This window comes from Streptomyces lycii (genome assembly GCF_009735685.1).
Classification (GTDB): domain Bacteria; phylum Actinomycetota; class Actinomycetes; order Streptomycetales; family Streptomycetaceae; genus Streptomyces; species Streptomyces lycii.
The window spans coordinates 1-14,142 of sequence record NZ_WHPN01000362.1 but is presented as its reverse complement, the minus strand read 5'-3'; the positions used below and the strand labels follow the sequence as shown (position 1 = coordinate 14,142).

Annotated in this window: 7 protein-coding genes and 1 pseudogene; 4 read left to right on the top strand and 4 right to left on the bottom strand. The window is 73.1% G+C overall.

Annotated elements, in window-relative coordinates; translation table 11 throughout:
* Positions 1 to 246 precede the first annotated feature (246 nt).
* Complete coding sequence (locus GCU69_RS24245; protein WP_408055842.1) at positions 247 to 1,350, top strand: RICIN domain-containing protein; 1,104 nt, start codon at positions 247 to 249, stop codon at positions 1,348 to 1,350.
* A gap of 185 nt (positions 1,351 to 1,535) precedes the next feature.
* On the opposite strand, the gene GCU69_RS24240 is transcribed toward GCU69_RS24245, so the two are convergent.
* Complete coding sequence (locus GCU69_RS24240; RefSeq protein ID WP_156207177.1) at positions 1,536 to 2,453, bottom strand: LysR family transcriptional regulator; 918 nt, start codon at positions 2,451 to 2,453, stop codon at positions 1,536 to 1,538.
* Positions 2,454 to 2,931: 478 nt separating this feature from the next.
* Here GCU69_RS24240 and GCU69_RS24235 point away from each other — a divergent pair, with 478 nt between their 5' ends.
* A complete protein-coding gene (locus GCU69_RS24235; protein ID WP_098753138.1) occupies positions 2,932 to 3,249 on the top strand; it encodes a hypothetical protein in 318 nt (105 codons plus the stop codon).
* A 152-nt stretch (positions 3,250 to 3,401) separates the two neighbouring features.
* On the opposite strand, the gene GCU69_RS24230 is transcribed toward GCU69_RS24235, so the two are convergent.
* The 3 genes and pseudogenes from GCU69_RS24230 to GCU69_RS24220 all read right to left on the bottom strand — a co-directional run bounded on the left by GCU69_RS24230 (position 3,402) and on the right by GCU69_RS24220 (position 7,275).
* Entirely contained in the window at positions 3,402 to 5,555 is a 2,154-nt protein-coding gene (locus tag GCU69_RS24230) for an ATP-binding protein (RefSeq protein ID WP_156207176.1), read from the bottom strand.
* A 284-nt stretch (positions 5,556 to 5,839) separates the two neighbouring features.
* Positions 5,840 to 6,430, bottom strand: a pseudogene (locus GCU69_RS24225) (DUF4255 domain-containing protein); the annotation flags it as partial.
* A 188-nt stretch (positions 6,431 to 6,618) separates the two neighbouring features.
* Entirely contained in the window at positions 6,619 to 7,275 is a 657-nt protein-coding gene (locus tag GCU69_RS24220; RefSeq protein WP_235978672.1) for a helix-turn-helix transcriptional regulator, read from the bottom strand.
* 345 nt (positions 7,276 to 7,620) lie between these two features.
* Here GCU69_RS24220 and GCU69_RS24215 point away from each other — a divergent pair, with 345 nt between their 5' ends.
* Both GCU69_RS24215 and GCU69_RS24210 read left to right on the top strand, forming a co-directional pair.
* Positions 7,621 to 10,695, top strand: coding sequence for an AAA family ATPase (locus tag GCU69_RS24215; protein ID WP_156207174.1), 3,075 nt, complete (start codon positions 7,621 to 7,623; stop codon positions 10,693 to 10,695).
* Positions 10,696 to 10,842: 147 nt separating this feature from the next.
* Complete coding sequence (locus GCU69_RS24210) at positions 10,843 to 14,070, top strand: glycosyl hydrolase 115 family protein (RefSeq protein ID WP_156207173.1); 3,228 nt, start codon at positions 10,843 to 10,845, stop codon at positions 14,068 to 14,070.
* Positions 14,071 to 14,142: the final 72 nt, after the last annotated feature.

The window sequence follows — 14,142 nt, the reverse complement described above, 5'->3', positions numbered from 1 at the left end:
TGGACTTCTCTTGAGCCGGTTTCCGCGACGGTGGATGCGGGGGCGGCGGTGACGGTGCGGCTTCGGTTGCGCAATACCGGTGATGTGGTGGATGAGTACCGCGTTGTGCCGGTGGGGGATCCGGCGTTGTGGGTGCGGGTGGAGCCGGCGAGTGTGAAGTTGTATCCGGGGTCGACGGGGACGGTGGAGTTGCAGTTCGCGCCGCCGCGGTCGCCGGATGCGACGGCGGGGCCGAATCCGTTTGGTGTGCAGACTGTTCCGACGGAGCGTCCCGAGGCCGCGGTGGTGGTGGAGGGCAATCTGACGGTGACGCCGTTCACGGAGATGCGGGCGGAGTTGGTGCCGCCGGTGGTGAAGGGGCGGTTCCGGGGTCGTCCGGTGCTGGCGGTGGACAATCTGGGGAATGTGAAGCTGACGGCTTCGGTGACGGGTGTGGAGTCCAGTGATCAGCTGGGGTTCGACATTCATCCGTCGAATGTGCAGATCGAGCCGGGTCGGGCCGCGTTTGTGAGGTCGACGGTGCGGCCGCAGGCGGTGACGTGGTTCGGGCGGAAGGAGACGCGTCCGTTCCAGTTGGCGGTGCAGCGTTCGGGTACGGAGCCGTTGCCGGTGGACGGCACGTATGTGCAGCGCAGTGTGCTGCCGCACTGGATTCTGGCGACGTTCAGCATTCTGCTGGCGCTGGCCATCGTGTTCGTCATCCTGTGGTTCACCCGGGCCCCCACCGTGCAGAGCCTCGCCACCGAGAAGGCCGCCAACCCCAGCGCCTCCGCGCTGCCGAGCCCGACCGAGACGGAGTCGAAATCGCCCTCCGCCTCCTCGTCCCCCTCCAGCAGCCCCGCGAAGGAGGAGAAGGAGGAGGAGAAGCCCCCGGGCGGCGGTGGCGGCGGTGACAAGAAGCCCGAGGCCGACGAGCAGGAGGCCCCCGCGCGGAAGGGGCCCACGAACGTCGGCACACTCGTCAACCGCAAGTCGAACAAGTGCCTGAGCAGCCAGACGGGTGAGGACGGGACCCAGCTGGTCATCGAGGCCTGCAAGAGCAAGGACGCGGGTCAGAAGTGGACCGTCAACCGGGACGGAAGCGTGGTCTCCCAGAAACGGTGCATGGACGTGGCCTGGGGCTCGCACGACAACCTGACCAAGATCCAGGTCGCCAACTGCAGTGACCACGTCGCCCAGGACTTCGACTTCAACGGCCAGGGTGAGATCGTGGCCGTCGACTCCGGCAAGTGCCTGGACGTCCTGAACGGCGGCACCGCCGACGGGACACCCGTGGTGCTCTTCGTCTGCGGCAACGGCCAGGGCAACCAGACCTTCGACTTCAGCGGCGTCCTGCCCGACGGGGCCTGACGGCCTCCCGTGGTCCCCGCCGGGCCGCACGACGACGGCCACGGCGCCTCACCGCGCCGCCGGACCGCCCGGGTGCGCCCGCGTACGAGGGCGGCCCGCCGCCGCGCGGCGGATCGCGTCCCGCGCCGCGGACCGGTCCGCGCACCGGTCCGGCGGTGACCGCGGGACAGCCCTCGGCTCCCTCCTCACCCTCCGGCCGGCCGGCCGTCCGTGAAGTTCCGGGCGGCCTGCCGGACGGCGGTGACGACCGGATCGTCACGGTTCTTGGCGAGCCAGGCGACCGCCGACGTGGACGGCGGCAGGCCGGTGACGGACACGTACCGGATGCCGGGCCGGGGAAAGTAGTCGCGGGCGGCCGCGGGCAGGAAGCACATGGCCTCTCCCTGCGCCACGGTGTGCAGCAGGGACTCCATGTCGGTGACGACCGGCCCGTACCGCACCGGGCTGCCGTCGGGCCGCGGGTCCACCGCCCAGAAGTCCCACCAGACGCGCGGTACCTGCGCGGGCATGGCCACCACGGGATAGCCGGCGAGCCAGGCCAGATCGATCCGTGGCATCGCGGCCAGCGGATCGTTTGCCGGCAGGCACGCCACGCGCGGTTCGGTGGCGAGCTGGTGCAGTTCTATGCCTTCGGGGACGGGCGGGCGGAGGAAGAGCACGTCCACCTCCTCCCGGAAGAGGGCGGCGATGTGATCGACGAAGTTGAGGCTGAGCATGTGCACCGTCAGCTCCGCATGGCGGTCGCGCAGCGTCCGGAGCACCGCGCGGGTGTGGGGCATGGCCGCCTCGGCGCCGATGGTGCCCACCCTGATGCTGCCCGAGAGCCGGCGCCGTCGCGCCTCGGCGGCGCGGAGCAGCTGGTCCACGGCCCCGACCACCGTCCGGGCCTCGTGCAGCAGTGCCTGCCCCGCGGCGGTGAGGCCGACGGCCCGGCTGTTCCGCTCGAACAGCCGCAGCCGTAATCGCTTCTCCAGCTCGCGGATCTGCTGGCTCAGCGCGGACTGGGTGATGAACAGCCGGGCGGCGGCACGCCCGAAGTGGAGTTCCTCGCTCAATGCCACGAACAGGCGGAGCTGGTGAATGCTCGGTTCCGCGGATGTCACGGCCTCTGCCCCGGCCCGGGCCTGTGCGGCGCGGGTCCGCGCGGTGCCGGACGGTGCGGTGACGGTCTTCGCAGTGCGGGTCTTCGCGGCGTTGACGCACGCTTTCTGCCTGCGGTCATGAGGGACACATTATCGGTCGGCAGGGATTGTGCATGCTCATTTTCGGTGACAACCATGAGCCGGCGTGTGAGGGTCTGATCAGTGCCGCCGCGATCGGAACGGCCCGTCCCCGGCCGGGCGGCCACGACCGCTGGTGCGAGGCGTCCCCACCGTCACGGACCAGCGGTTGGATCCGGCAACCACTCGGGGCAGTCGTGGTGCCGGCGGGGGAATGTCAGGGGAAGGGCCGGCGGGGACAACCGGTCGCGGAGGGCTTTCGGCCACAGCTTTCCGTTCCGTTGTCCGCCGGTCTCGGGACTGCCGGATCTTTGAGGAGACACGCATGAAGAAGCATGCCAAGGCATTAGTGGGAACCGCTGTGCTGGCTTTCGCCGTACTGGGCGGTCCCACCCCGGCCCAGGCCGGTGGTCAGGGCAGCTCCAATTTCTACGAGAACGCCAATTTCGGGGGCTACACGATACCCGTATCGGGCTCCGGCGGTACGTGCATCAACCTCGCGTCGAATTGGCACAACCGCATTTCGTCGATCAAGTACAACACGTCGAAGGTGCACCTCTACTCGCTGCCCAACTGCTGGCAGGAGAGCGGCTATCCCGACCAGTCGTACACCGCGTACGAGGTTCCGTATGTGGGCGACCAGATGAACGACCGGGCGAAGTCCTTCCGCATCTGGTGACACGCCGCGGCTCCGGTGCGGCGCCGTTTCCGTCGCTGCACCGGAGCCGCCGCCACGGGCCGCTGCCACGGGCCGCTGCCCCGGAGCCGCCGCCGACGCGGCCGCCGCTCCTTCCCGGCCGGGGACCTGCTCCCCGGCCGGGACGGGGCGGTTCACCACGCGTGGCCCGCCTCCAGCACCAGCCGGCCCGCCTTGCGGTACTCCCGGCGGGCCCCCGCCAGCAGGTCCGCCGCCGTCACCTCGTCGCCGCGCCCCGCCGCCGCGTAGGCCGCGCTGACCACGGCGCTGCGGATCGACCCGCCGGACAGTTCGAACTCCCGGGCGCACGGGCCCGGGTCGAGGCCTTCCGCACAGGGCACTCCCGCGAGGCTGGTGCGCCACAGGGCCAGCCGCTGCTCGGCGTCCGGGAACGGGAAGTCGACCACCAGGTCCAGCCGGCGGGTGAACGCCTCGTCGATGTTCGCGCGCAGATTGGTGGTGAGCAGCGCGATGCCGTCGAAGGACTCCAGCCGCTGGAGCAGATACGCGCTCTCCATGTTGGCGTAGCGGTCGTGCGAGTCCTTGACCTCGGAGCGCTTGCCGAACACGGCGTCCGCCTCGTCGAAGAGCAGCACCGCGTCCACCCGGTCGGCCTCCGTGAAGATCCGCTCCAGGTTCTTCTCCGTCTCGCCGACGTACTTGTCCACGACGGCGGAGAGCTGCACCACGTACAGATCGAGGCCCAGCTCGGCCGCGACCACCTCGGCCGACAGCGTCTTGCCGGTGCCGGAATCGCCGGCGAAGAGCCCGACCACGCCCCGGCCGCGGCCGCCGCCCGCGCTCAGCCGCCACTCGCCGAGCACCCGCTCCCGGTGCCGGGAGCGCAGCACCAGCTCGTGCAGCTGGCCCAGCGGCTCCGGGGGCAGCACCAGGTCGTCCCAGCCGACCGCGGGCCGGATGCGGCGCGCGTGCCGTTCCAGCCCGGACGTGGTCTGCTGGCGGGCGCCGAGCCGCAGATGCCGGGCGGTGACGGGGCCGCCTTCGAACTCGGCCAGCCCCGCCGCCGCGCGGGCCGCGCGGCGGATCTGCTCCTCGCCCAGCCGGTACGGGGCCACCACCTGGGCCAGGTCGAATCCGTCGGCCTCCTCCCCGTCGAGCCCCAGCGCCCCGGCCCAGGCCGCGACCGCGCCGGCCTGCCGGCGGGGCGCCTCGAACACCAGGACCTCGCCGCTGTCGCCGCTCCAGCCGGGGTCGAACGGCGGCTCCCCGACGAACAGCACCGGCACGTCCCCGGCGGTCAGGGCCCGGATCAGCGGGCCGGGGTGCCCGGGCAGCGCGGAGACGACGACCGCGCAGTCGCGCAGCCGTGCCTCGCGCAGCAGTTCGGCCGCGAGCGGCGGTGTCCCCGCCGGCTCGTGGTGCCCGTGCCCGTCGTGGTGCCCGTCGCCGGACGCCGCGGGGGGCGGGGTGAAGAGCAGCGCCTGGCGGTCCGCGGCGCGGAGGGCGGCCAGGGCGCAGGAGAGGCCGTCGCCCGTGCGGTGTTCGCGCAGATAGGCGAGCAGCGGGCGGCCGTCCGCGAGCTGCTTGGCGAGCTGGTCCGCGAGCGACTCGGGCGGGCCGGCCGGGCCGCCCCGTCCCTGAGCGCCGGGCCGCTCCCGGTCGGCGGCGTCCGGTGCCACCAGCCGGACGTGCCCGGTGAGCGCCGCGTCGAGCCCGTCGTCGCCCAGCAGATGGGCGGCGACCCGGTCGGTCACCCGCAGCGAGCGGCTCAGGAACGGCCGGTCCTCCTCCTCGACGAGCAGCAGGCCCAGCGAACGGAGCGGCGCGCCGGGGTGCAGCCGGGCGCGGGCCACGGGGGAGTGCGCGGGCACCCCGCAGAGGTCGAGCGCCAGCCCGGTCGTCGCCCGGCGCCGGCTCACGTCGTCGTTGAGATAGCCGTACAGCGGCTCGAAGGTGCGGTCGACGTCGGGAGCCAGCGCGGCCAGCAGGATGTCGACGTCCAGTTCGGCCAGCCCGAACCGCACGGCGAGCGCCAGCAGCCGGTCGTCCGGCGCCGCCCGGCCGCCGTCGGCCGGGCGCACCTCCGCCGCCTCCGGAACGTCGTCCGGGGCGGCCGCCTCCGCGGCGCGCAGCCGGTGCCGGATGGCCTCGGGCGACAGATACATCCCGCGCAGCGGGTCGTCGGCGGTCGGGTCGTCGGCGCTGCGCCGCTCCACGATCCACGCGGCGCGGTCACGGAGCTGGAGGAGGCCGTCGAGCACGGCGGCGACCCCGGCGGGGGAGGAGGGGGCGGCGGGCAGGGACGGGGAGTCGGGGGTGGAGGTCATCGCTTCCGCGCTCCGCCCCTGCCGCCCTTGCCGTCGTCGTTGCCGCCCCTGCCGCCCCTGTCGTCGTCGCTGCCGCCGTTGCCCGTCCGGCCGCCCCCGGTGCCCTTCCGGTCCTCACCGTCCGCCGGGCCCGCGCCCGCCCGGCCGTCCCTGCCGGCTCCTCCGGCGGGGCCGGCCGCTCCCGCGGCGGCACGCGCACCGGCCCGGACGTTCCGGTTGCGGAGGCCGTACGGGACCAGCGAGTCGGTGGTCCGCCGCAGGTGCCGCTCCTGGTGGCGCAGCTCGCCGTCGTCCTGCGGCGCGTCGCCGTGCCCGTTGACCCGGATGAGGCCCTCCTGGACCAGCGGACCGACGTCGTACTCCCGCACCGCCGGGAACGGTGCCACGACGACCACGTCCAAAGACGGCTTGAGTTCGCCGCCCAGCGCCGACCAGATGTCCGCCAGCGACCGGGACTCCAGCGGTGGCGCGGCGGTCGTCATCGGCACGGTCAGGTTCAGGTCGGCCAGCGAACCGGTCAGCTCGGACGGGGAGATGTGTTCGCGCGGCAGCATCGTCGACAGCACGGCGGACAGCAGCCGGTGCTCGTCCTCGGGGCGTTTCGTCCACGCCGTGACGAGGTAGGACAGCCGGAACCAGCGCGGCGGCTGGCGGCGCTTGTAGACGGCACCCTGCTCGTCGTGCACGGACACGGCGCCGCGGTGCCGACGGGCGGTGTCCTCGCGGATGTCGTACAGATAGGCGTCGATCGTCGGGACGTTGCGGCGCGCCGCCCAGTCGCGGGTCGGGGCTTCGAAGGAGACCTCGATGTCAGTGCCGGAGAGGACTCCGCCGCGGAGCATGCCTCTGAGGGTCTCGTCGACCTCGTGGATCACCGTGCCCGGCCTTTCTGGTTTCTGTGCTCGTCCTGCTCGCGCTCGTACGGTGCGCGAGCGCCATCGTGCCTCCGCCCCGTCCCGGCGGGCGAGGCCTGCCGGGACGGGGCGGAGGAAGGGGCGGGAGGCCCGCCGGTCCTGGGTCCGTGTCCGTACGGGCGGGGAGAAGCGCCCGTACGGACACGGCGTCAGATGTAGCCCTCGCGCAGGGCGTACGCCACGGCGTGGGCCCGGTTGCGCAGCTGGAGCCGTGTGGTCAGGCCGTGCAACACGTTCTTCACGGTGCGCTCGGAGTACGACAGCTTGGTCGCGATCTCCCGGGTGTCCATGCCCTCCGCGACCAGCCGCAGGATGTCCGTCTCCCGCGGGGTCAGCCCGGCCGGGCTGCCGCCGGGCTGCTGTACGGCGCTCCGCTGGAGCCGGCCGACCTGGTTGATGAGCCGGCCCAGCAGATCGGACGGCAGGTCGCCGTCACCGCGCGACGCGGCCAGCACGGCCTGCAGCAGCCGGTGCGCGGTGGCCTCGTGGCGCCAGAGGATCGCGGCCACTCCGCACTCGATCACCTGGAGCAGTTCCGCCTCCCGGATCACGCCGGTGACCAGCACGGCATGCAGCCCGTCGGTCCGTACCAACCGGCGCAGTCTCAGCATCGTGGCCTCGTCGAGCTTCTCGGCGAGCACGAGGGCGACCGTGCCGGGGCCGCTGCCGGGCGACTCGGCCATGAGTTCGACCTCCGGCCGCTGCCGGAGCTGGCTGATGGCTCCCGCCCGTGAGATCGGGTCCGGCGCGTGGATGACGACGCGTATGCGTTCGCCGGCCGGTTTGGCTTCGAAGGTTGTCTGCACGCTGTTCCCCCACTCCCGGAGCCGCTTGCCCGGCTCCGCATCCTTGCTCCGCGATCGAGTGGTCGCGGTGACCCCGTCGGCACCGTCCGTCGACCGCGCATCGCACTCCCGTACGGCCGTGTCCAGCGCTTTCCTGGCCGACGTGCCGATGGAATGCGGCAAATGCGCGGATCGGGCTGTGATGTGCGCCCGATCCCGTCCTACACATTTCCGTGAACCGGTGGCCGCCTGCAATCGTGGTTCACCACGACATCGGTCCCCTGACCGGACGGCCGCCACGAACGCTCCGCAAGGAGTCGTACGCGCACTGTCGGCTGCACGATCCGCACCCCCTGGGAGGTCCCCATGAACGGGAGCAGGACGACGGGCTCCCCGCCCGACGACCGTGCCGATGCTTCTTCGACGGCCGAGGAACAGCCCGACGAGCGGGCCCGGTTGGAGCGGATCTCGGCCGAGGCGGCGCGGGCGCGGGCCGGCTCCGGCCGGCTGGTGCTGATCCGCGGCGGCACCGGCACCGGGCGCAGCACCCTGCTGGAGACCGTGGTCCGCCGCGAGTCCTGGCACGGCATGCGGGTGCTGCGGGCCCGCTGTTCGCGGGAGGAGTCGGGCACGGCGTACGCCGCCGTCGCGCAGCTCCTCGACGCCGAACTGCCCGCGGCCGCCCGCTCGGTGGCCCGTGCCCGGCCCGCGCCGGGCCGCCGGCGGGCGCACCGGATCCGGGCCACCCGCCAGGGGCGCGACTCGCTGCACGGCACCGGTCTGCCCGCCCGGCTCTGGCGGCTGCTGCGTTCGTACGCCGCCCGCGGCCCGGTGCTGCTCGCGGTCGACGACGCCCACCTGGCCGACGCGTCCTCCCGCCGCTGGCTCACCCAGGCCGCCCGGATGCTGGACCAGTTACCCGTGCTGCTCGTCATGACCGAGCGCGTGAGCTACGACATCGACCCCTCGCCGTCCGGCATGGCCCGCGCCCTGCCGCCCGCCCTCGTCACGGTCTGCGCCACCGGCCCGCTCCGCCCGGCGGAGGTGGCGGACACCGTCCGCGCCCGGTTCGGCGACGCCACCCCGCGCGGCTGGGCGGACGAGTGCTTCCGCGCCACCGGCGGCAACCCGCTCCTGCTGCACGCCCTGCTGGCCGACCTGGCCGAAGTCACCGGTCCGGCGGGACCCGCCGGACCCTCCCGCCCCGCAGCCGACGCGCCCGGCGGGCACGGCGCCCCCGGCGGGCACGACGCGCCCGGCGGGCACGGCGCCCCCGGCGGGCACGACGCCCCGGCCGGTGACACCTCCCGCGGCCCGCTGCCCGGGGCGCCCTGCGACGCCCCCGTCTTCCCCGAGCGCTGCGCCGACCTCTACCCCGGCAACTTCACCGCCGCCGTGGCCTGGTGGCTGGAGTGCGCCGGTCCCGCGACCGGCACCGCCGCCCGGACGCTCGCCGAACTGGAGAACGCCGGTACGCCCGAACTGCTCACCCCGGTCACCGGGGCGGACCCGGACCGCACGGCCGGCTGGGCCGGCTGGGCCGTACGGCAGGGCCTGCTCGTGCGGGACGAGCCCGGCGCCCCGCCCCGGTATCCGCACCCCCTGCTGCGGGACGCGGTGCTGGCGGGCTGGCCCCGGGAACGCCGGCAGGCCGTACGCCGCGATGTCGCCGAGATCCTGTACCGGCGCGGCGACTCCGCCGAGGCCGTCGTCCGGCATCTGCTGTCCGCCCCCGCCGTCGGTGCCGACTGGGCGGCGAACGCGCTGCTGGAGGCCGCGTCGAACGCCGTGCGCGAGCACCGGCCGCACGAGGCGGGCAACTTCCTCCGCCGGGCTCTCGACGAGCCGCTGACCCGTGAGCGGCGCGGCGAGGTGCTCACCGAACTCGGCTGCCTGGAGTTCAACGCCGGGCGCCCCGTCGGTGTACGGCATCTGACGGAGGCCCTGCCGCTGCGGCACCACGGGTCGGGGCGGCTGCGCACCACGGTCGCGCTCGGCACGGCGCTCGCCGGGGCCGGTGACGTGCCGGCCGCGCTGGAGACGCTGCGGGCGCTCGGCGAGGAGCACGCGGACCAGCCCGGCACGGCCAGGGTCACCCAGGCGGCGGGGGCGCTGCTCGCCGCGTACGACGGCGCGAGCTGGCTCCAGGTGGTCGCCGGGCTGCGCCATGTCGCGGCGCACTCCCCGGCCCGGCTGGACCAGGCCGAGCGCGCCATGCTGGTGCGCTACGAGGCCACCGCCGGGCTGGTGTCGGCCGACGAGGCGGTGGCCCGGCTGTGCTCGGTGGCGAACGTCCCCGTCGACCCGGCGCTGTCCCCGTACGTCCTGGCCACCGTCGCGGCGGTGCTCCAGTGGGCCGACCGGAACGAGGAGGCCGACCAGATCCTCGGCCGCGGCCTCGCCGGCCACTCGCCCTCGCTGCTGCACCCCAGTCTGCAGTCCATGGCCAACACCCGTGCCGACGCGGCTGTCGCGCGCGGCCGTTACGAGGAGCTGCTCGCGGACCGCGACGCCTGGGACATCTCGGAGCACGGCCCGCACGGCTCGACCAATGTGCGCGCCCAGGCGATGCTGGCGCTGATCGCCACCAACCGGATCGCGCGGGCCGAGCGGCTCTCGCTGAGCATCACGGCCTCCGGCTCCCGCGACTCCTGGGAGTGGAACCGCTTCCTCTACGCCCGTGGCGTGCTGCGCGCCACCCTCGACGACCACTCCGGTGCCCTCGCCGACTTCATGGAGTGCGGACGGCGCCAGTCCGCCCGGGACGTGCTGAGCCCCGTGGTCACCCCGTGGCGGTCGGCCGCCGCCGAGTGCCTGCGGCGGATGGGCAGCACCGCCGCGGCGGTGGCGCTCGCCGAGGAGGAGCACCGGCTGGCCGTCGTCTGGGGCACTCCGCGGACCATCGGCCGCGCGCTCCGGGTGCTGGGCACCGTGACCGGGGGCCGCCGCGGTCTCAAGCTGAGCCGGCAGGCCGTCGAACTGCTGCGGACCGCGCCGGCCGGCGCCTGCGTGGGACCGGAACTGCTCGCCGCGCTCATCTCGCTCGGCGGGCGGCTCCAGGCGGCGGGCGACCGCGGCAAGGCCCGTACGGTGCTGCGCGAGGCGGTCGCCCGCGCACAGGAACTGCACGAGCCGCGGATGCTGGAGCTGGCGGAGCGGGCGCTCAGCGAGAGCGGGGCCCGCGCCGTGGGCGCCCGGCGCAGCGGCGCCGACGCGCTGACCGAGAGTGAGCTGCGCATAGCCGCGCTGGCGGCCGAGGGGAGGACCAACGCGGAGATCGCGGAGCTGCTGCACCTGGCGCGGCGCACCGTGGAGACCCATCTGACGAGCGCTTACCGCAAGTTGGGCATCCAGCGGAGGTCGGGCCTGCCGGGTGCGCTGGGCGTTCCGAAAAGTTTCGGTGCGCCCATCGGAAAGCCCGCGACCGAAGCGCCGGGATAGGTGCGGGAATGGGGAGAATTACCCCGCCGTGTCCGGGCTGTTGCTCCTACCAAAGAGTCGTGTCACGACCATTGTTGTTCCGGAACATCTCCGATAACTTTCGCGGCATCAGTCGCCATCTCGCCATCGGTTGCGGAGATCGAGTACATGAGAAGGTCTTTCGGCAGCGCCCCGGCATCTGCCCCCCTGAGTCGCCGTTCCCTGCTGGCCGCGGCCGTCGCGACAGCGGCGGCGGCGACCTCGGCCACCCTCACCGCCCCGGCGGCTGCGGCGGCCGCCCCGTCCTCCCCCTTGGGGCCGGCCGCCGCGGCCGGGCGTGATCCCCACCGGTTCATCTCCTTCAGCGGCGGGCGGGGCAGTTTCCCGCTCGTCGCGGACGGCAGGGCTGCGCCGCTCGTCGTCAGCGAGGACGACCACCCCGGTGTGGTCAGGGTCGTCGGCGACCTCCGGACGGACATCGAGCGGGTCACCGGCGAGAAGCCGGACGTCACCGTCCTGAAGCCCGGCTCCGACCGCGCCCCGCGCGGCGCCCGGGACATCGTGCTGGTCGGGACCCTCGGCCGCAGCCCCCTCGTCGACGCCCTCGTGGCCGCCGGGAAGCTCGACGTGTCCGGCATCGAGGGCAAGTGGGAGACCTCCCTCCAGCAGGTGGTGACCGACCCGCTGCCGGGGGTCCGCCGGGCCTTCGTCATCGCGGGCAGCGACCAGCGCGGCACCATCTACGGCGCGTACGAGACCTCGCGGCAGATCGGTGTGTCCCCCTGGCACTGGTGGGACGACGTGCCCCCGCGCCGGCGGAAGAGCCTCCACGTGCTGCCCGGCCGGCACAGCCAGGGCACCCCGGCGGTGAAGTACCGCGGCTTCTTCATCAACGACGAGAACCCGGCGCTGGGCACCTGGGCCCCCGAGTACTTCGGCCCCGGCCTCGCCGCCGGCTTCCCGAACGGCTTCAACAAGAAGTTCTTCGCGAAGGTCTTCGAAGTCATGCTGCGGCTCAAGGCCAACTACCTCTGGCCCGCCGTCTGGGGCCGCGCCTTCGCCGAGGACGACCCGGAGAACCACGCCACCGCCAAGGCGTACGGCGTGGTCATGGGCACCTCCCACGAGGCCCCGATGATGCGCGGCATCGAGGAGTGGAACCGGCACGCCAAGGCGGCCGTCCGCGACGAGGACGGCAACATCACCGAGCCGGGCGAGGACCCGTACGGCGGCACCGGTGAGTGGAGCTTCCGCCGCAACGCCGACGCCATCAAGAAGTACTGGGCCGCCGGCATCCGCCGCATGGTCGACGAGGACTTCGAGGGCGTCGTCACCCTCGGCATGCGCGGCAACGGCGACGTCAGCCTCCCCGACGGCGACGGCATCGACCTGATGGAGTCGATCATCGCCAGCCAGCGCGAGATCCTCGCCGAGGTCACCGGCAAGGACGACATCACCGGCATCCCGCAGGTGCAGACCCTCTACAAGGAGGTCCAGCGCTACTGGGACAAGGGCCTGCGCCCGCCCGAGGACGTCACCGTCGTCTTCTGTGACGACAACTGGGGCAACATGCGCAAGCTGCCCGACCAGAGCCTGGAGCCGCGGAGCGGCGGCTACGGCATCTACTACCACTTCGACTACGTCGGCGTCGGCCGCAACTACAAGTGGGTCGACACCGCCAACCTCGCCTCCACCTGGGAGCAGCTGCACCTGTCCTACGCGTACGGCGTGGACCGGCTGTGGGTCGTCAACGTCGGCGACATGAAGGCCGAGGAGATGCCGCTGCAGTTCTTCCTCGACTACGCCTGGGACCCCAAGCGCTGGACGCTGGACCGGCTGCCGGAGTGGGAGGAGCGCTACGCCGAGGAGAACTTCGGCCCCGAGCACGCCCACGCCATCGCCGAGGTCCTGCACCGCTACGGGGTCCTCCAGGCGCGCCGCAAGCCGGAGCTGCTGAACCGCCGCATCACCCTCGACCCGTCGAAGGACCTGGCGACCGACCCGGAGGCCGTCGTCTACGACGACGAGGCCAGCCCCTTCTACCTCAACCACTACCGGGAGCTGGAGCGCGTCACCACCGAGTGGCGGGACCTGGCCGAGGAGGCCGAGCGGATCGGCAAGAAGCTCCCCGCCGACTGGCAGGACGCGTACTACCAGCTGGTCCTGTACCAGGTGAAGGCCACCGCCAACCTCTACGCCCTGCGCAAGGCGGAGTTCACCAACATCCACTACGCCGCTCAGGGCCGGGCCGCCACCAACGACCTGGCCGACGCCACCGACGCCCGGTTCGCCGACGACCAAGCGATGTCGGACTACTACAACAACGAGCTGGCCGGCGGTAAGTGGAAGGGATTCCAGACCCAGCCGAAGATCGGCTACGGCGACGTCGAGCGCTACGGCCCCGACGCCCCCTGGCAGCAGCCGCAGACCCCGAATCACGTCGCCCTGCCCGACGAGGTCTTCCCCGCCGTGCAGCGCATCGAACTGCCGGCGAAGGCCGAGATGGGCGTCGGCGTCGACGGTTCGGACGACTGGTGGCCGGCTGCCGCGGGCAAGGCGGTGCTGCCGCCGTTCAGCCCGTACCAGACCGCGCCCGAGCAGTACATCGACGTCTTCAACCGGGGCACGGAGGCCTTCGACTACCGGATCGAGCCGTCCGTGGACTGGATCTCGGTGAAGCGGGCCCGCGGCCGGGTGGACAAGGAGGTCCGCGCCACGGTGCGGGTCGACTGGCGGCGCGCCCCCAGGGGCACCACCGAGGTGCCGATCACCGTCACCGGCCCGGACGGCGCCACGGTCGAGGTCACGGCCGTCGTCGAGAACCAGCGGCTGTCCCGCCGCGGGAGCCGCGGATTCATCGAGGCCGGCGGCTATGTCTCGATCGAGGCGGAGCACGCCACGAAGACCGTCGGGGCCTCGGACGTCGAGTGGCAGCTCATCCCGGACATCGGCCGCACCGGCTCCGGCATGACGCCGTTCCCCGTCACGGCCGCCAGCCGTGAACCGGGCGGCAAGGGGCCGCGTCTGGAGTACGAGATGACGCTGACGACGTCCGGACCGGTGACCGTCCACGCGTATCTGTCGCCGCGGAACAACGTCCTGCCGACGGACGGCCTGAAGTACGCCGTGTCCTTCGACGACGAGGCACCGCAGACCGTGAACGTCACGGCGGTGACCGGCTCCGACGACATGTACATGAACAAGCAGTGGGCGCGGAACACCTCCGACAACGCCACCGTCACGGTCACCGAGCACACCATCGCCGAGGCGGGCGTGCACACGCTCAAGTTCTGGATGGTCGATCCGACCGTCGTCGTCCAGAAACTGGTGGTGGACACCGGCGGACTCAAGCCCAGCTACCTGGGCCCGCCGGAGAGCGAGCGCGCCGGTCACTGACCACGTCCGGCGCCTCCGCTCGGCCGCCCCGCCGCCGGTACCCTGTCCGGCGGCGGGGCGGTGCGCCGTGCG